Raw genomic sequence first — 17,499 nt, 5'->3', positions numbered from 1 at the left:
ATTAGGCCATATGTCCGGCGGAGAGGGAAAGCGATGCATCCGGGCGCAACGTCACCTTGCCGCCGCGCCGCGTTTCAAGCTGCCTGATCCAGTCCGTCGCCTTGTACAGCATATCGATGGCGGCAGGCGCACCGACGATGGTAACCGCCCCGCCCGTCCCATGCCGCTCCGCCTTACGGAGCAGCGCCATCGCCGCATTCATCACCGGATCCTCGCGCAGCAACTCCATCAGCGACATGCGTTCCCGCTTGCGGATGATCTGGATAAAGCCAAAGCCGTTCACTGCCGTCCGGTCGAAGGGAAGTGGCAACAGCTTATCGATCTGTGTTGCCGCGATCAGCCTTTCATCCTTGTTGTTCATCGTCGGCAGGTCGATACCGATGGACCCCGTCAACCCCATCCGGCGGATCGCCAACGCTGCCAGCTTCGCCCCCTTCGGACCAAGCTGCGCAGGCGGCAGGCTCCCGTCTACATCGATCAGTACCATGGCAGGCGTCGGGAAAATGCGCAGGGCCGCGTCCTCGCTACCCACTTCGCCACTGGCCGCTTCTTCGAGCAACTCGCTCCAGCCATGCGCTTCGAGCTGATCTTCGGCATGAGCGGGGCATGGAACGACGGGAAACTCGGTCTCGCGCAGCCGTTGCAGCAGGCTGGGGCCGGGATGCGGGCGCGTACCGGGTGCGGCGATGCGCCCCTTCGCCAGTTTCGCGCGTCCCTCCTCCGGAATCGCTGCACGCAGGATATCGACGACAACGACACTGCCCTCCGCTACCTTCGGCGGGATGGGTTCGAGAAGCACTTCCTCGCCGCTATCCAGCCGCACGATACCGCGCTTCTTGGGGATCAGCGTACGGACCAGCCGCCCCTGTGCTGCGGCACCGGGCAGCACCAGTCGGCTTTCCCGCTCGATCTGCGCCTCAAGAATCGCGCCTTTTTCCACCAGCGCCGCGCGGCATTCGCCAATGCCTTCTTCGTACAACCATTCAGCCACAAGGATAATCCACAGCGCGGAGCATGGCCCGCGTTTCATAGAGAGGAAGGCCCACGACGCCCGAATGGCTGCCCTGTAGCGCGCGGATCAATCCGGCGGCGCGGCCCTGTATCGCATAGCCGCCCGCTTTGCCGTGCCATTCGCCAGAAGCGATATAGGCGTCGATCTCATCGGCGTGGAGCCGCTTGAACGTGACCGTGCTGGTCGAAACCTTGTGACGCGCGTTGCCCTGCGCGTCGATCACCGTCACCGCGCTCAGCACCCGATGCCGCCGCCCGGACAGTATATCGAGGCAGGCGCGTGCGTCCGCTTCGGTCTCTGCCTTGGGCAATATGCGCCGCCCCGCCGCAACCACGGTATCGCCCGACACGATCACGCAGCCGGGATGACGCACAGCCACGGCTTGCGCCTTTTCTACGGCCATGCGCGCGGCGTAGAGTTCGGGTCGTTCCGCCTTGCCCGGCGTCTCGTCTATATCGGCGGGATCGATAATGTCCGGCACCACGCCAATCTGCGCCAGCAAATCGAGCCGACGCGGCGATGCGGACGCCAGAACCAGCCGCGCCTGCGCATCCTTGCCTGCGTGATCCGCCGGGGCGGCCACGATCATTTGAAGCGGTAGGTAATCCGACCCTTGGTCAGATCGTAAGGCGTCAATTCGACGAGCACTTCATCGCCCACCAGCACGCGGATACGGTTCTTGCGCATCTTGCCCGCGGTGTGGCCCAATATTTCATGATCATTTTCAAGCTTCACACGGAACATCGCGTTGGGAAGCAATTCCACAACCGATCCGCGCATTTCAAGCAGTTCTTCTTTCGCCATAATATCCCGATAAACCAAAAATTTCGCGCCGCCATAGCGGCAAAGAGTGCAAATGAAAAGCTATGCCGTTGCAGCGCTGTATTTGGCGCTATCGGGCGAACAGCATACCCGCCTCGGCTATGGCATCGAAGATGCACGTCAATTGTCCGGCATCGGTACAATAAGGCGGCATGACATAGATAGTGTTGCCCAGCGGCCGCAGCAATAGTCCACGCTCCAGAAAGAATGCGCGCAATGCTGGCGCGACCGACGACAGATAGCCATGATCGCCGGTGACAAGATCGACCGCAGCAATGGTGCCTTGCTGGCGCGGGCTCGTGAAAGCGACCCTATCCAGACCGGCCAGTCGATCCGATATCCCCTGCGACAACACCGCGATCCGGCCCAGCACATCCTCCTCAGCCCAGATGGAAAGATTCGCGGCGGCGGCGGCGCAGGCGATGGGGTTGGCGGTATAGCTGCTCGAATGGAAGAACATCTTCGCCCGGTCGGTGGAAAGATGCGCTTCGAATATGCGCCCGCTCGCCAACGTCGCGGCCAGCGGGATCGCGCCGCCGGTAATGCCCTTGGCCACGCACAGTATGTCTGGCGCCACATCGGCTTGCTCACAGGCGAACAGTGTGCCGGTCCGTCCCCATCCGGTCATCACTTCGTCAGCGATGAACAGCACGTCATGCCGCGCACAGATCGCTGCCATCTCGCGTAGTACCCAGGCCGGATACATCAGCATCCCACCCGCGCCCAGGATCAGCGGTTCGACAATGAACGCCGCAGGCTTCGCAGCACAGGCAGCCTCCAGCGAATCCAACGTGGCCTGCTCGCGTCCCGCCATCGGAAACGGCACTGTGACGACATCGAACAGCAGCGGTTCGTAGGCGCGGTTGAATGCCCCCCGCTCCCCCACCGACATCGCGCCGATGGTGTCGCCATGATAACTATGCTCCATCACGACGATGGATACCCGACGCGGATCGACTACATTCCAGTAACCCAACGCCATCTTCAGCGCGACTTCCACCGCCGTCGACCCGCTGTCGGAAAAGAACACATGGTCGAGCCCATTAGGCGCCAGCGCGACCAGACCCCGCGCCACGGCTTCGGCAGGGTCGTGCGTATAACCTGCAAAGATCACCTGATCGAGCGTTGCGGCCTGCGTGGCAATCGCCGCAGCAACGCGCGGATGGCAATGGCCGTGTGTAGTCACCCACCAGCTTGATATCGCATCGATCAAACTGCTGCCATCGGCGCAGTGCAGCACCGCACCTTCTGCGCGCACGATCCGGGGGATAGGTTCGTTCAACCCATGCTGGGTAAAGGGATGCCAAACGGGAGAGGTCATAACACCCCACCTCCACAACTACCGTCATTCCCGCGCCAGCGGGAATCCATCTCCCGACGTCTCATCTGGAGATAGCTTCGAAGATGGATTCTCGCCTGCACGGGAATGACGAAAACACTCACAGAGCCGCCCTTATCGCCGCCATATCGATGCAATCCTGCATCGCCGCCCCCAGCGTATCCGGTGTCAACGGATCGAGCATCGGCAACCGCCCTAACGACGCGACTCTCCCCAGCACCGGAACGATCCGTTCGTTCTCTTCGTGCGCATCGCCGATAAACACGATTCCCAGCAAAGGCACATCGCGCGCGCGCAACGCTTCGATGCTGAGCAGGCTATGGTTGATCGTCCCCAATCCAGTCCGCGCGCATAGGATCACCGGCATGCGCCACTGTGCGAACATATCCGCATACAGCACTGTCTCGCTCAGCGGCACGAGGACACCCCCCGCCCCTTCGACCACCAACGGTCCGGCGATATCCGGCAACGCCAATCGCGCCAGATCGATTTCCACACCATCTATACGCGCGGCCAGATGCGGCGAAGCGGGCGTCGTCAGCCGATACGCTTCCGGGACGATGTGTTCAGCGGACAGCGCAGCCAGCGTAGCCACCGTCTGCGCATCCCCCTCCGGCTCCAGCCCGGCCTGCACCGGTTTCCAGTAATGCGCACCCAGTGCCGCCGTCAGTCCGGCCGCGAACACCGTTTTGCCGATGCCGGTATCGGTCCCTGTCACCACCACAGCCTGCGTCACGCCATAGCCTCCCGCAATTCCAGACCCAGCGCATCGACATCCGCCAGCCCGATATTCAGCGTCAGCGAAATACGCAACCGCGATGTCCCCGGCGCAACCGTCGGCGGGCGAATCCCCCGCACATCGAACCCTGCCGCCTGCAACGCCGCTGCGACAACCATCGTCCGCTTGTCTTCACCGATGATGACCGGCAAAATCTGACTCTCGGGTTCGGGCAAGCCCAGCGGCGCGCAGATCGCCTCCGCAGCCCGGTCCCGCAAGGCCAGCAAGTCCGCGCGCAGATCGTCCGCCCCCTCGATCCGGCGCAATGCTGCCCCAACAGCCACCGCCATCAACGGCGAAGGCGCGGTCGAGAATATGAAAGGCCGCGCGCGGTTTACCAGCCAGTCGACGACCGATAGTGGGCCGCAAACCAATGCCCCCTCGACCCCCAGCGCCTTACCGCACGTATGCAACGACACGACATTGCCCTGCCCTTCCAGCACCGCGGCAATCCCGCGCCCACCGGGGCCGAACACCCCCGTCGCATGCGCTTCGTCGAATAGTAGTATCGCATCGTGTTGCGTTGCAATCTCCGCCAGCGCAGCCACCGGCGCGATGTCGCCATCCATGCTGTATAGCGTCTCGACGGCAATCCACACCCGTCCGGTGCCGCCCCCGGTGCGCCACTGTGCGATAGCATCGGCGAACGCGTTCGGATCGTTATGCGCCGCAAAAACATGCGCTGCTTTGGACTGCCGGATGCCGTCATGCGCGCTGGCATGGATCAGCGCATCGGCAACGATCAGATCGCCTCGCTGCGGCAGGCACGCCAGCAGCGCCATGTTCGCGGCAAAGCCATTGGCGAAGTACAGCGCAGCCTCGCTCCCGAAATAAGTCGACGCCTGAAACTCAAGTTCTTCGTGCTCCGGCGCATTGCCCCGCAACAACCGCGAGCCGCCAGACCCCACCGGAACGCCACGCGAAACCGCGTCCGCCACCGCCTGTGCAATGACGGAATCGTTCGCCAGTCCCAGAAAATCGTTGGAAGCAAAGTCGAGCCCTGTACGCGGCACCAACCGCCGCAACCGTCCCCGCGATTGCAGGGCGGAAAGCTGTGCAGCAAAGAGATCGGCTGACGAACGCATGTCGCCGCTATAGGCAGCATAGCCGACGAGGCAAGGGCCGACCCTGCGGCTTAGGCCGGATTATACTTCACCAGGAAGGCTTCCATTTCCTTAAGGAACTGCAATCGATCCGGCCCACGAGAGAAATGGTGGTCGCCAAGAGGCTGCTCGATATATGTGACCGGCTTACCTGCAGCCTTCAGCTTTTCCACCATTTCCCGCGATTGTTTGACCGGCACGCGTAAATCTTCTTTGCCATGCATGAACAACATCGGGATGGAGAACTCGCTTGCGAAATTGACCGGTGACACCGCGTTGTAATCCGGTGCCTGCTTGCGCATCCAGTCACGTCGACGACCGCCGTTTAAAAAGCGCCCATCGAACGCCATCATCGCACCAAGGTCGGAGACGCCTGCATAGGATATCGCGCATTTGAAGCGTCCGCCATCGCGCTGTGCGGCCCGAAATGCGGCATAGCCCCCATAAGATGCCCCGGCTATGCAAACACGATCCTTATCTACGATGCCTTCTTTTACGGCCCAATCGACGGCATCGTTCAGGTCATCCTGCATCGCCAAACCCCACTGCCCTTCTCCTTTTTCGGCAAAGCTGACGCCATAGCCAGAAGAGCCGCGATAGTTCGGCTGGATGACGGCATAACCGCGATTGGCCAGGAACTGCGTCCACCAATCGAATGTTTCGCTGTCGCGTGCGAAGGGGCCGCCGTGCGGCAGAAGGATCATCGGTAAATTGCGGGCATCGCGACCAGCAGGTAGGGTCAGCACCGCAGCAATTTCCAACCCGTCACGCGCTTTGTAATGGACGGTCCGAACCGGAGAGAGCGGTGCCGTTCCCAATGCGCTATACTCTTTTGCAAGCAAGGACATCTTGCTCTCCGTCGGCCTGAACACATAATAGGCGCCCGCACGGTCGGCTGCTCCAACATGGACAAGCAGTGTCGACCAATCCCGGCTCATCGACACGATCGTTCCCTTGCGCGTCCCTAGCGCTTTGTCGATGTCGGCTTGGATCTGAGCCATTTCGGGGTCGGTCCAATGCACTTTTGCGCCTTCGGTAGTATAGCGATACCCTGCCACGCCAGTACCTGCACGATCGGCAATCAAGCTATCCACATCATAGCCTGGCACACCGAACACCCGTTTACCCTTCTCCATCGTGGTCAAATCGAGTTCGTAAAAAGAAGAAAAATCGTCCTCATCGCTTCGCGAAATTGCTTTGGTGGGGTCAGCCAGAAACATGGTCGGGACTGTGAGACTTTCGTCCCGCCGAAGATCGGCTCTATCGACCACGCGAAACGGCCCCGTTGCGTCGGGACGATAGTGAAGTCGGTATGTACGCGAGCCATCGACATAGCCAATTCCCATACGCACCGCGCCTTGGGCATCGGCATACCAATCGAAAACGCTGGATTTGGACGACACGATCTTGCGTGTCTTGCCCGTGGACACGTCTACACGGTCAACCTCTGGCCAGAAACCAGCGTCACCGATGTAAATAGAGCTCTGATAAGCCAGTAGAATATCGGCAGAACCATCCTGGGCCTTTCAAAGCACGTCATCTGCGGCCTGAGCGGCCTGCCTGCTAACGAGCATATTGATTTTAGCGCCATCGGATCTAATTCCGGCCAGCCGACGCAGATAGAAGCTTTGCCCCTGGACGAACTGGCTGGATCCAATACCTGCGATCAACCAGTCGTCATTTACCCACGACCACCAGTTAAGGTCGTTCTTGCCTGCATTTACTGCCTTCAGTGACTTGTCGTTGCTGTAAAGCCCCAGGATCACAAGTGCCTGCAGCCCGTTGATCGCCATCTTCGCAGCAATTTTCTTACCGTCGGGAGAGAGGCTGGGCTCCTCAAGGAACGGTAGCTCCGCAAAATGTTCTATCGGAATGAGTTTACGTTCAGCAGTCGCTGTCTTTTCGCTCGCCGCGCTCTGCGCCAAAGCAGGAATGGACCCCAACGACCCTGCAAAAACAACACCAGTAACAAGCAGTCCATGAATAACGCGTTGCATACATCCCCCCGGAAACCGTGCGATACGCTAGCATGTAGGACTCAATTTTTACAATCTGCGCCTCTTCCTAGCGGAGAATATTCTGTGGCTTGGAAAGACGCCGTCAGGATTGCTTCAGCGCCTCCCTGCACCCTTATGGCGGACCTCCGCGCGACGTTTCTCGAACAAAATTCGGACATTTTGAAACTCTAAGAGAATATTCATAACGCAATCATATCGCATCGTGCATAACCGGACTGGTGGCATTGGGGGGTATGATGCGATTTCGACGATTGATCGGGATGACGGCGGCGCTGGCTCTTCTGTCTGCCTGTGGCGGTGGCGGTTCGGGCACCAGCGCACCTACCCCCACGCCAACACCGACCCCGGTTCCAACACCTACACCCACTCCCACCGCCGGATGCGCCTTGCGCGATCGGCAGGATTGGGCGGCCGCGCAGATGCGGGAATGGTATCTTTTCCCCGAAACGCTTCCTGCCAGCCTCGACCCTGCTGCCTACAGTACGCTCGGCGATTATGTCGACGCGCTCACGGCCACCGCGCGCGGCCAACGCCGGGATCGCTATTTCACTTATGTCACATCGATTGCCGAGGAAAATGCCTACTATAATGCCGGGTCCAGCGCAGGTTTCGGCTTTCGACTCGCCACTGACTCGGCGCAGCGGCGCATTTTCGTCATCGAAGCGTTCGAAAACGCGCCCGCACTTAACGCCGGGATAGATCGCGGCGCGGAAATACTTGCGATCGGCACAAGCGCATCGGATATGCGAACCGTGGCCGATATCGCGGCAGCCAGCGGCTTGGATGGCGTTAGCAATGCGCTTGGCCCGGACGATGTGGGCGTCACCCGGCGGCTGCGCATCAATGACGCCACCGGCGTGCACGAAGTCAATGTTACAAAGGCGGACTTTACTTTGCTGCCGGTGTCGACCCGTTATGGTGCGAAAATCATCGACGATGGCGGGCGGCGCGTCGGCTACATCAACTTGCGTACCTTCATTACGCCTGCCGAAACACCCCTGCGCAATGCATTTGCGATGTTCAGGGATCAGGGCATCACCGAAGTCGTCATCGACTTGCGCTATAACGGTGGCGGCCTGTTATCGACTGCGGCTGTCATGGCCAATCTGATGGGTAAGAACCGATTCAGTTCGGACGTGTTTTCGTACATCACCTATCGCTCTGAAAAATCATCAGAAAATAGCACGTATTCCTTCATTCCCCAGAGCGAATCGATCGCCCCCACCCGTATTGCCTTCATCGGTGGCGGGGGTACGGCCTCGGCCAGCGAACTTCTGATAAACGGCTTCGTACCGTATCTCGATACGGCTGTCGGACTGATCGGCAGCAACACTTACGGCAAGCCCGTGGGCCAGATTGCACTCGACCGACCCCAATGCGACGACCGGTTACGCGCAGTGGCGTTCTCCGTGCAAAACAGTTTGCGCTCATCGGCTTATTTCGACGGGCTGGCCGGTACAGTAAAGGCAAGCTGCCGGTCGGATGATGACATAGGCCACGCCTTGGGCGATCCGCAGGAAGCATCCACCCGCCAAGCTCTCGATTTTCTCGCCGGGCGCAGTTGCACGCCTATCGCCAGTGGCCCCAGCGTTACGGGTCAGTCGCTCAAGGAAAGCGTGCGAAAGCTGGTATCTCCACTTCGCCCAAGCACGATACAAAGGGAAGTGCCCGGATCGTTCTGACGTCCACGGAAGGAGGGTAGCGGCGCGGGGAGGATCACCTACTCCGCGCCGCACTCCGATCTCAGGCCGCTCCGTGCGCCAGTGCTGCCAGCAGCAGCAGCGCCACGATGTTCGTGATCTTAATCATCGGGTTCACCGCCGGTCCTGCCGTATCCTTGTACGGATCGCCCACGGTATCGCCCGTCACTGCGGCTTTATGGGCTTCGCTGCCCTTACCGCCATGATGGCCGTCCTCGATATATTTCTTCGCATTGTCCCATGCCCCGCCACCGCTGGTCATGGAAATCGCAACAAACAGACCGGAGACGATAACGCCCAACAACAACGCGCCAAGCGCCGCGAAACCATTGGACACACCCGCTACCGCCGCAATCGCGAAATACACGACAATCGGCGCGAGTACGGGCAACAGGCTCGGCACGATCATTTCCTTGATCGCCGCTTTCGTCACCAGATCGACGGTGCGGGCATAGTCCGGCTTGCTGGTGCCATCCATGATGCCCTTGTTCTCCGCAAACTGTGCGCGAACGTCTTTGACAACGTCCCCGGCAGCGCGGCCCACAGCCGTCATCCCCATTGCCCCGAACAGATAGGGCAATAGCGCGCCAAGCAGCAGCCCGACGATGACATAAGGATTGGATAGGCTGAAATCGACGGCATCAGTCAGGCCGAGCGCCGAGTTATAGAATTTCAGATCCTCCGTATACGCGCCGAACAGCACCAGCGCCGCCAGTCCTGCCGATCCGATGGCATAGCCCTTCGTTACGGCCTTGGTCGTGTTGCCCACGGCATCGAGCGCGTCGGTGCGCGTGCGCACGTCCTGCTCCATGCCCGCCATTTCGGCGATGCCGCCTGCATTGTCGGTCACTGGCCCGTAAGCGTCCAGCGCCACGACCATCCCGGCCAGTGCCAGCATTGCCGTCGCGGCAAAGGCAATGCCGATCAGGCCCGCCAGTTGGTGCGATATGATGATACCGACCACGATCACCAATGTCGGCATCGCGGTCGATTCCAGGCTGATGGCCAGTCCCTGAATGACGTTGGTGCCGTGGCCCGTCTCCGAAGCCTTGGCGATGGAGCGGACCGGGCGGTAATTGGTGCCGGTATAATATTCGGTGATGACGACCAGCAGCCCGGTAACGCCCAGACCGACCATCATCGACCAGAATAGCGCCATGCCGGTATAACCGCCCGTGCCGTCGAGATCAGCACCAAACACCGCATTGAGGTCACCCAGTACCTGATGGCACACATAGTAAATCGCACCGATGGAAAGGATCGCCGTCGCCCAGAACCCCTTGTACAGCGCGCCCATGATCGACTGGCTCGATCCCAGCCGCACGAAGTAGGTGCCGATGATCGAGGTAATAATGCAGATACCGCCCACCGCCAACGGCAGCGACATCAGCTTCATCAACTGCGCATTGTCGATGCCGGTTATCAGCAAAGCGATCAGCACCATCGTCGCGCCGACGGTAACGACATAGGTTTCGAACAGATCGGCGGCCATGCCCGCGCAATCGCCGACATTGTCGCCCACATTGTCCGCGATGACGGCGGGGTTGCGAGGGTCATCCTCGGGGATACCTGCCTCGACCTTGCCGACAAGATCCGCGCCCACGTCCGCAGCCTTTGTGAAGATACCGCCGCCCAGACGCGCGAAGATCGAAATCAGCGACGCACCGAAGGCTAGCGCAACAAGGCTGTCGATGACGAGGCGGTCGTCAGGCGCATGTTGGCCCGGCCCCGTCAGATACCAGAAGAATACTGAAATCGCGAGGAGCGCGAGGCCCGCCACGAGCATCCCCGTGATCGCCCCAGCCCGGAACGCGACCGTCAACCCGCTTTGCAGCGAACTGCGCGCAGCCTCCGCCGTGCGCACATTGGCGCGCACCGAGATGTTCATGCCGATATAGCCGGCCACGCCCGAAAGCACCGCGCCGATCAAAAAACCGATGGCCGATGTGATCCCCAGAAATACGAACACCAGCACCGCGACGACCACACCGACGATGGCGATGGTGCGATATTGCCGCGCCAGATAGGCCTGCGCGCCTTCCTGAATGGCGGCCGCAATTTCCTGCATCTTCGCGTTGCCCGGCGATGCGCTCAGCACCTGCCTGGCGGTGATAATGCCGTACAGCACGGCCAGCAGGCCGCACCCTATGGCGATATAAATTATTGTCATTCCTGTTCCTCTCCCCTTGTTCGCTTTCTAGGTCATGACCGCTCCACAGGGAAAACAGGCGGCATGAAGCGGGGAGCAGGCCGGGGATACAGCATCCGGTCGCTGGGTCAGGGCTGGCAATCGGCGGCGCATCGACATGGCGCATATCCTGATCGGCAAGCAATTCGTCGGCGGAGAGTATCGCTCTGCCGCGCAAGGTCAAGCGCGCAGATATCGTGCTTAAGTCGAACCTTTGTGCTGATAGCCAATATGTTTGGGCAGAGGCACGGTCTGGCCATCAAGAACCAACCGCATGCCGCCGCCGGTATCGAACCGCCCCACCGCAATTGCTGGAACAGGCAACACAGCCCCTTCCGGTGCGGCGAACAGCAATTCATAATCGTCCCCGCTGGTCGCCGCCTCGATCTGCGCGGCACGACCGCGAAGGGCAAGGAAGGCGTCCGACACCGGGATATAATCGACGGTCACGCCGATCCCGCTGGCCACAGCCATCCGTTGCGCATCGATCAGCAGCCCATCGGATATGTCCATCATTGCCGTAACATAGGCAGCCAGCGCCTTCCCCTCGGCCACGCGCGGTTGCGGACGGCGATAGGCATCGATCAAAGCGATGGGCGACGATTGCCCGGATCGCAGCAGCGCCAACCCCGCCCCGCTATCGCCCACCGGCCCGGTTACATAGAGGACATCCCCTGCCCGCGCGCCAGTGCGCGATGGCACAGGGGTAGCGGTCGCGCTGCCGATGGCGGTCAGCGTAAAGCTGCGCGCCGATCCGCGCGGCATCGCCACCGTATCGCCCCCGACCAAAGGCATTGCGAACTGCTCTAGCGCCGCGCGTAATCCCGACAGAAACGCGCTGTCCCAGCCGTCGTCACCCGACAACGCATAGTTCATCAGGCAGGCGATAGGCTTGGCACCCTTGGCTGCAAGATCGGACAGGTTCACCGCCGCCAGCTTCCACCCTACGCTATCAGGCGGATCGGCCGGCAGAAAATGCACGCCCTCCACCAGCGTATCGCTGGTCAGGACAAGCCGCGTGTCGCCGATATCCAGCACAGCCGCATCGTCCATCAGCCCCCGCGCAGCCGGATCGGTCGCCAGCCCGCGCAATAAGCCGATGAAGGCCGTTTCGTCCGTCAGGGACGCGCAACCTTGGCGACGGCATCCAGCAGGCCATTGACGAAACCCGACTCCCGCTTGTCGTAGAAGGCATGGGCGACATCGACATATTCGCTGATGACGGTGCCGGTGCCGACATCGGCGCGTGCCAGCAGTTCGTATGTGCCTGCGCGCAAGATTTGACGCATCGGCTTATCGAGCCGTTCGAGGCTCCATCCGCTTGACAGCTTGCTGGAAATCAGCCCGTCGATTTCGTCGCTGCGGGCATCCACACCGGTCACGATATCGTCGAAAAATGTGGTTTCCGCTTCGGCATATTCCACATCCTCGATCGTCGCGCCAAGGCGATGTTCGTGGAATTCATGGAGCAACAGGTGCAGCGGTTTCGGCTCCATGTCGAGCTGATAAAGCGCCTGCACGGCGGCAAGCCGGGCGGCGGAGCGGGATTGGGCACGATCGTTCATCGCGTCCCCCTACTCCCTTCCCAGTCAGAATTGCAATCGCCGCGCCACCGAAGATGCGTGCGCCGGCAAGCCTTCCGCTTCCGCCAGCGCAACTGCCGCCGGGCCGATTGCCGCGATGGACGCCTGATCCAGCGCCAGAAAGCTTGTACGCTTCATGAAATCCAGCACCGAAAGCCCCGATGAGAATCGCGCGCGCCGTCCGGTCGGCAGCACATGGTTCGGTCCCGCGACATAATCGCCAACCGCTTCTGGCGTCATCCGGCCCAGGAATACCGACCCTGCGTGGCGCACCTGCGCAAACAGCGCGTCGGGATCGTCCACGGCCAGTTCCAGATGCTCGGCAGCCAGGGCGTTGACCAGCGGGACACACGCGGCAATATCAGGCAACAGGATGATCGCGCCATTCGCGTCCCAGCTCGTCCGCGCCACGGCTGCCGTCGACAATTCCGGTACCTGCCGCTCCACCGCCGCAGCAACGGCATCGGCAAAGGCCGCATCGTCGGTCAGCAGGATCGACTGGCTCGTCGGATCATGTTCGGACTGGCTGAGCAGATCGGCGGCGATCCATTCGGGATCGTTCTTGCCATCGGCCACCACCACAATCTCGGACGGTCCGGCCACCATATCGATGCCGACCACGCCGTAAAGCTGCCGCTTGGCTTCGGCGACCCACGCATTGCCGGGGCCGACGATCACGTCCACCGGCGCAATCCGGTCCGTGCCATAGGCCAAAGCCGCAATCGCCTGCGCTCCGCCCACGCGCCAGATTTCACCGATCCCGGCGATTTCGGCTGCGGCCAGCACCATCGGGTTGATGATACCATCGGGCGTCGGCGTGACCATCGCGATCCGCTCCACCCCGGCAACCTTGGCCGGAATGACATTCATCAGCAGCGAACTGGGATAGGCCGCGCGCCCACCGGGCACATACAATCCCGCCGCATCCACAGGCCGCCACCGCGCGCCCAGACGCACGCCTGCGCTGTCGATACCGTCGCTATCCTGCGGTTTCTGCTTGGCATGATAGGTCGTGATCCGATCCGCCGCGAGTTCCAGCGCATCGCGCAACGTCGTGGAAATGCCTTCCAGTGCCGCTTTGCGCTCCGCTGCGGGTATAGCCCAGCCGCTGGTTTCCAGATCGTGCCGGTCGAACCGCTGCGTATAATCGGCCAGCGCGACGTCACCCTCGGCGCGGACACGCTTCAATATCGCAGCGACATCGCGCGACACATCCTCGTCCGCTTCCCGACGCGCATTTACCAGCGCTGTAAAGGCGTTAGCGAAATCCGGCGCAGTGGCATCCAGCCTAAGCGGCATCGCGCACCTCGACGGCACGGCGGAAGGCTTCGACCATAGGCACCAGTTCGCCCGACCGCATCTTGAACGCAGCGCGGTTGACGATCAGCCGCGCGGAAATCTGCATGATGATGCTTGTTTCCACCAAGCCATTGGCGCGCAGGGTATCCCCCGACGACACGAGATCGACGATCCGCCGCGACAGCCCTAGCGACGGCGCCAGTTCCATAGCGCCGTTCAGCTTCACGCATTCCGCCTGAATGCCCTGCGCTTCATAATGCTTGCGCGTCAGATACGGATATTTTGTCGCGACGCGCACGTGGCTCAACGCCGCTTCATTCTCCGCCACCAGCCCGGCAGGCTCTGCTACCGACAATCGACAATGCCCGATGTTCAGGTCGACCGGCGCATAGAGTTCGGAATAGTCGAACTCCTCGACCACGTCCGACCCGACAATCCCGATCTGTGCCGCGCCGTGCGCCACGAATGTCGCCACATCAAACGCGCGCACTCGAATGATCGAGACATTGGGCTGATTGGTTGCAAAGCGCAGCGCACGGCTCTTGCCATTATGGAAGTCCGCCTCCGGCTCGATCCCGACACGCGACAATAAGGGCAACGCCTCTTCGAGGATGCGGCCCTTGGGGATGGCAATGATCAGCGGCTGGCTCATGCCGCGCGCTTTACTTGCGGGCGCGGCATTGGGCAAGCCGCGCGGGGCGAGGGATTTTCGATGAGTGTGAACGCCCGCTTTGGATCAGGGATAACTCACCGTCTTGGGCCGCCCCTGCGGGATCGGAATAAACTCCTGATCGTCCCCCGGTATCAATGGAAAGCGCATCGCGTCCCAATCTTCACGCGCCTGCATCAGTCGATCCTGCCGGGACGAGACGAAATTCCACCACACATGGCGCGGCGTCTTGAACGCTTCTCCTCCGCACAGCATCACCCGCCCGCCGTCCACGCTGTAGAGTGTGGCCCGCGTTCCGGGCCGCAACACATACAACGTCTGGGCCTTTAACGGCACGCCATCCAGCGCCGCGTCGCCACCCGAGACATAGATAGCCCGCTCGTCCGCTTCCGGCTCGATGGGGATCGCCCCGCCCGGACGGAGCATGATGTCGGCATAGATTGTCTGTGCATAGGTCGTGACCGGTGCCTGCTGCCCCCAGAGCGCCCCCATGATGACACGTGCATGTGCGCCGCCATAATCCAGCACCGGCAACGCATCTTCGGGCACATGCTCGAACGCCGGGTTCATCTCTTCCTGCGCATCGGGGAGCGCTATCCATGTCTGGATAGCCGACAGCTTGGACGCGCGCGCGCGTTCGTCGTCTGGCGACCGCTCGGAATGCACGATGCCCTTTCCTGCCGTCATCAGATTGATCGCGCCCGGTTCGATCAACTGGTTCGACCCCAGCGAGTCGCGATGCTGGAACGCGCCTTCGTACATATAGGTTACGGTCGCGAGGTTGATGTGCGGGTGCGGGCGCACGTCAATGCCTTCGCCCGGACCGAACTTCGCTGGTCCCGCCTGATCGAAAAAGATGAACGGCCCCACCATTGTCCGTTCCTTGGCGGGCAGGCTTCGATACACCTTGAAGTCGCCCAGATTATGCGTGGTCGGCGCAATCGTCTGGATAATGAGGTCGTCGGGCATCGTCATTCTCCCGGTGCTTTCGCCTTTATCGCTAGCGCATGAATTGTTCCCAGCATCAGGTCCGACAGCGCCATATTCACCAGCCGCTGCCGCGCGACCCGGCCCTGTCCCACAAAGGCCTCGGCGATGATTTCAACGGTGAAATGGCTCTCGCCCGATCCGTCGTCCCCCATATGGCCGCTATGTTTTGCACTGTCGTTCGTCACGACAAGCTGTTGCGGGTTCAGGGCAGCGCGCAGGCGCACCTCGATTTCTGTGGCCACTGGGCCTTTCGATTCTTCGGTCATGGACCCTATATAGTCGGATCACCGCTGTTTGCATCTGGACTGATCTTGGCTTCCGACCCTTTTTCTTCGCGCCGCCACAACCGTTTCCACGGACGAGTTGAAAACGATGGACGTCCCTGCGCGATAGAAGGCTGCACCGAGGCCGGCGAATTTCGCGCGCCTCCCCCCGAAGGTCCGGCGTCCCATGCGGAGGGACCGCGCTGGCGCTGGCTTTGTCTCGACCATGTGCGGGAATTCAATTCCGGCTACAATTTCTTCACCGGCATGTCGCCGGACGAGATCGAAGCAGCGCAGCGCCCCTTTTCCGGGTGGGAACGCGAAACCCGCGCCTTTGCCGCCAATGGCGCGACGCCTCCCCCCAAATGGCAGGATTTCCACGACCCGCTCGACGCCATCGGCGGAAAATTCCGTGAACGGATGAAGGAAGCGAAGGCTCGCGCAGACGGAAAGCCGCTCTCTTCCGACGATCGCAGCGCACTAAAGATACTCGGGCTTACCCCGGACGCGGACCGAAAAGCGCTTCGCCAGCGTTATACAGAACTCGCGCGACGATTCCATCCTGACCATAATGGGGGGGACCGCAGCCACGAGAAAGCGTTGCAGGAGGTCATTTCCGCCTATACGCACTTGCGAAAGGCTCCGGCCTTTACTTGATTCATTTACAGCGTTCGCGCGCAGCCCCCACGGCCTTCGGGCCATCATTCGACCGACAGGCAGACCATGACCGACATACCCAACACTCAGCCCGACAACCGCAGCGAGACGATATTGGAGCGGCCGGACCGCGAAGTCAGCGCGCGCGAGATCTTCGGCGTGGATGTCGACATGATGATCCCGGCCTTTTCCGAAGCCGATGAGCGCGTGCCCGATACCGATCCCGCCTATGTGTTCGACCCGGACACCACGCTCGCGATTCTGGCCGGATTCGCCCACAACCGCCGCGTGATGGTTCAGGGCTATCACGGCACCGGTAAGTCGACTCACATCGAACAGATCGCCGCGCGCCTCAACTGGCCCTGCATCCGCATCAACCTCGACGCGCATATCAGCCGTATCGACTTGGTCGGGCGCGATGCCATCGTGCTGAAGGACGGCCAGCAGGTTACCGAATTCAAGGAAGGCCTGCTCCCCTGGGCGCTGCAACGCCCGGTGGCATTGGTGTTCGACGAATATGACGCCGGCCGCCCTGACGTCATGTTCGTCATCCAGCGCGTGCTGGAAACCGACGGCAAGATGACCCTGCTCGATCAGAACCGCGTGATCCGCCCCTCGCCCTGGTTCCGCCTGTTCGCGACGTCCAACACCGTTGGCCTTGGCGACACGACCGGCCTTTATCACGGCACGCAGCAGATCAACCAGGGCCAGATGGACCGCTGGAACATCGTCGTGACCTTGAACTATCTGCCCGCCGCGACCGAAGCGCAAATCGTCCTCGCCAAGTCGGGTGAGTACGATCACGACGGCGGCCGCAAGGAAGTCGAGAACATGATCAAGGTTGCCGAACTGACGCGGCAGGGCTTCATCAATGGCGATATCTCCACCGTCATGTCACCGCGCACCGTGATAAGCTGGGCGCAAAACGCGCTCATCTTCAAGAATGTCGGCTTCGCTTTCCGTCTGTCCTTCCTCAACAAATGCGACGAAGCGGAACGCAGCCTGGTGGCAGAATATTATCAGCGCGTGTTCGGCAAGGATCTGCCGGAGAGCGTCGTGGGGAAGGCATAGACTCTT

General features: G+C 61.2%; 18 protein-coding genes. 3 read left to right on the top strand and 15 right to left on the bottom strand.

Features of this window, described 5'->3' with window-relative positions; all coding sequences use genetic code 11:
• Nucleotide 1: 1 nt before the first annotated feature.
• The 8 genes from QMG56_RS00865 to QMG56_RS00830 form a co-directional block, all read right to left on the bottom strand.
• Nucleotides 2–991 carry a ribonuclease gene (locus QMG56_RS00865; RefSeq protein ID WP_281820625.1) on the bottom strand — a complete coding sequence of 330 codons (990 nt, stop codon included), beginning with the start codon at nucleotides 989–991 and terminating at the stop codon, nucleotides 2–4.
• Nucleotides 984–1,601, bottom strand: coding sequence for a nucleoside triphosphate pyrophosphatase (locus tag QMG56_RS00860; protein ID WP_281820624.1), 618 nt, complete (start codon nucleotides 1,599–1,601; stop codon nucleotides 984–986). The genes QMG56_RS00865 and QMG56_RS00860 overlap by 8 nt, the downstream gene beginning before the upstream one ends.
• Nucleotides 1,598–1,816: a translation initiation factor IF-1 gene (gene infA / locus QMG56_RS00855; RefSeq protein ID WP_037524582.1), complete on the bottom strand. Its 219-nt coding sequence runs from the start codon at nucleotides 1,814–1,816 to the stop codon at nucleotides 1,598–1,600. Before infA ends, QMG56_RS00860 begins: the two co-directional genes overlap by 4 nt.
• 88 nt (nucleotides 1,817–1,904) lie before the next feature.
• A complete protein-coding gene (locus QMG56_RS00850) occupies nucleotides 1,905–3,155 on the bottom strand; it encodes an adenosylmethionine--8-amino-7-oxononanoate transaminase (RefSeq protein WP_281820622.1) in 1,251 nt (416 codons plus the stop codon).
• A gap of 118 nt (nucleotides 3,156–3,273) precedes the next feature.
• Complete coding sequence (bioD, locus tag QMG56_RS00845) at nucleotides 3,274–3,909, bottom strand: dethiobiotin synthase (protein ID WP_281820621.1); 636 nt, start codon at nucleotides 3,907–3,909, stop codon at nucleotides 3,274–3,276.
• Nucleotides 3,906–5,036 (bottom strand): 8-amino-7-oxononanoate synthase, encoded by a 1,131-nt coding sequence (locus QMG56_RS00840; RefSeq protein WP_281820620.1) that lies wholly within the window; start codon nucleotides 5,034–5,036, stop codon nucleotides 3,906–3,908. The genes bioD and QMG56_RS00840 overlap by 4 nt, the downstream gene beginning before the upstream one ends.
• A gap of 50 nt (nucleotides 5,037–5,086) precedes the next feature.
• Nucleotides 5,087–6,484 (bottom strand): S9 family peptidase, encoded by a 1,398-nt coding sequence (locus tag QMG56_RS00835; protein ID WP_281820618.1) that lies wholly within the window; start codon nucleotides 6,482–6,484, stop codon nucleotides 5,087–5,089.
• A gap of 96 nt (nucleotides 6,485–6,580) precedes the next feature.
• Nucleotides 6,581–7,051 (bottom strand): hypothetical protein, encoded by a 471-nt coding sequence (locus tag QMG56_RS00830; RefSeq protein WP_281820616.1) that lies wholly within the window; start codon nucleotides 7,049–7,051, stop codon nucleotides 6,581–6,583.
• A 254-nt stretch (nucleotides 7,052–7,305) separates the two neighbouring features.
• Here QMG56_RS00830 and QMG56_RS00825 point away from each other — a divergent pair, with 254 nt between their 5' ends.
• On the top strand, nucleotides 7,306–8,754 hold the full coding sequence (locus QMG56_RS00825; protein WP_281820614.1) for a S41 family peptidase: 1,449 nt from the start codon (nucleotides 7,306–7,308) through the stop codon (nucleotides 8,752–8,754).
• 61 nt (nucleotides 8,755–8,815) lie between these two features.
• On the opposite strand, the gene QMG56_RS00820 is transcribed toward QMG56_RS00825, so the two are convergent.
• The 7 genes from QMG56_RS00820 to QMG56_RS00790 all read right to left on the bottom strand — a co-directional run bounded on the left by QMG56_RS00820 (nucleotide 8,816) and on the right by QMG56_RS00790 (nucleotide 15,768).
• Complete coding sequence (locus tag QMG56_RS00820; RefSeq protein WP_230189832.1) at nucleotides 8,816–10,942, bottom strand: sodium-translocating pyrophosphatase; 2,127 nt, start codon at nucleotides 10,940–10,942, stop codon at nucleotides 8,816–8,818.
• Nucleotides 10,943–11,161: 219 nt separating this feature from the next.
• Nucleotides 11,162–12,082 carry a thiamine-phosphate kinase gene (thiL, locus tag QMG56_RS00815; RefSeq protein ID WP_281820961.1) on the bottom strand — a complete coding sequence of 307 codons (921 nt, stop codon included), beginning with the start codon at nucleotides 12,080–12,082 and terminating at the stop codon, nucleotides 11,162–11,164.
• On the bottom strand, nucleotides 12,079–12,525 hold the full coding sequence (gene nusB / locus QMG56_RS00810; protein ID WP_281820613.1) for a transcription antitermination factor NusB: 447 nt from the start codon (nucleotides 12,523–12,525) through the stop codon (nucleotides 12,079–12,081). Before nusB ends, thiL begins: the two co-directional genes overlap by 4 nt.
• Nucleotides 12,526–12,549: 24 nt before the next feature.
• Nucleotides 12,550–13,842, bottom strand: a complete 1,293-nt coding sequence (hisD, locus tag QMG56_RS00805; RefSeq protein ID WP_281820612.1) for a histidinol dehydrogenase — start codon at nucleotides 13,840–13,842, stop codon at nucleotides 12,550–12,552.
• Nucleotides 13,832–14,494, bottom strand: coding sequence for an ATP phosphoribosyltransferase (gene hisG, locus QMG56_RS00800; RefSeq protein ID WP_230189829.1), 663 nt, complete (start codon nucleotides 14,492–14,494; stop codon nucleotides 13,832–13,834). The genes hisD and hisG overlap by 11 nt, the downstream gene beginning before the upstream one ends.
• 84 nt (nucleotides 14,495–14,578) lie before the next feature.
• Nucleotides 14,579–15,487, bottom strand: a complete 909-nt coding sequence (locus QMG56_RS00795) for a pirin family protein (RefSeq protein ID WP_281820611.1) — start codon at nucleotides 15,485–15,487, stop codon at nucleotides 14,579–14,581.
• Nucleotides 15,484–15,768 (bottom strand): BolA family transcriptional regulator, encoded by a 285-nt coding sequence (locus tag QMG56_RS00790; RefSeq protein ID WP_281820610.1) that lies wholly within the window; start codon nucleotides 15,766–15,768, stop codon nucleotides 15,484–15,486. The genes QMG56_RS00795 and QMG56_RS00790 overlap by 4 nt, the downstream gene beginning before the upstream one ends.
• 45 nt (nucleotides 15,769–15,813) lie before the next feature.
• On the opposite strand from QMG56_RS00790, the gene QMG56_RS00785 reads away from it, so the two are divergent.
• On the top strand, nucleotides 15,814–16,422 hold the full coding sequence (locus tag QMG56_RS00785) for a J domain-containing protein (protein ID WP_281820609.1): 609 nt from the start codon (nucleotides 15,814–15,816) through the stop codon (nucleotides 16,420–16,422).
• Nucleotides 16,423–16,488: 66 nt separating this feature from the next.
• Nucleotides 16,489–17,493, top strand: coding sequence for a cobaltochelatase subunit CobS (gene cobS, locus QMG56_RS00780; RefSeq protein ID WP_230189825.1), 1,005 nt, complete (start codon nucleotides 16,489–16,491; stop codon nucleotides 17,491–17,493).
• Nucleotides 17,494–17,499 lie beyond the last annotated feature (6 nt).

The organism is Sphingobium sp. BS19 (assembly GCF_027925545.1).
GTDB lineage: Bacteria > Pseudomonadota > Alphaproteobacteria > Sphingomonadales > Sphingomonadaceae > Sphingobium.
This window is presented reverse-complemented; position numbering and strand designations above follow the sequence as displayed.

Coding starts and splice junctions, on each gene's coding strand:
- QMG56_RS00860 (WP_281820624.1), bottom strand. CDS start 1,601: ATGATCGTGGCCGCCCCGGCGGATCACGCAGGCAAGGATGCGCAGGCG.
- infA (WP_037524582.1), bottom strand. CDS start 1,816: ATGGCGAAAGAAGAACTGCTTGAAATGCGCGGATCGGTTGTGGAATTG.
- QMG56_RS00850 (WP_281820622.1), bottom strand. CDS start 3,155: ATGACCTCTCCCGTTTGGCATCCCTTTACCCAGCATGGGTTGAACGAA.
- QMG56_RS00840 (WP_281820620.1), bottom strand. CDS start 5,036: ATGCGTTCGTCAGCCGATCTCTTTGCTGCACAGCTTTCCGCCCTGCAA.
- QMG56_RS00830 (WP_281820616.1), bottom strand. CDS start 7,051: ATGCAACGCGTTATTCATGGACTGCTTGTTACTGGTGTTGTTTTTGCA.
- QMG56_RS00825 (WP_281820614.1), top strand. CDS start 7,306: ATGATGCGATTTCGACGATTGATCGGGATGACGGCGGCGCTGGCTCTT.
- QMG56_RS00820 (WP_230189832.1), bottom strand. CDS start 10,942: ATGACAATAATTTATATCGCCATAGGGTGCGGCCTGCTGGCCGTGCTG.
- nusB (WP_281820613.1), bottom strand. CDS start 12,525: ATGAACGATCGTGCCCAATCCCGCTCCGCCGCCCGGCTTGCCGCCGTG.
- hisD (WP_281820612.1), bottom strand. CDS start 13,842: ATGCCGCTTAGGCTGGATGCCACTGCGCCGGATTTCGCTAACGCCTTT.
- hisG (WP_230189829.1), bottom strand. CDS start 14,494: ATGAGCCAGCCGCTGATCATTGCCATCCCCAAGGGCCGCATCCTCGAA.
- QMG56_RS00795 (WP_281820611.1), bottom strand. CDS start 15,487: ATGACGATGCCCGACGACCTCATTATCCAGACGATTGCGCCGACCACG.
- QMG56_RS00790 (WP_281820610.1), bottom strand. CDS start 15,768: ATGACCGAAGAATCGAAAGGCCCAGTGGCCACAGAAATCGAGGTGCGC.
- cobS (WP_230189825.1), top strand. CDS start 16,489: ATGACCGACATACCCAACACTCAGCCCGACAACCGCAGCGAGACGATA.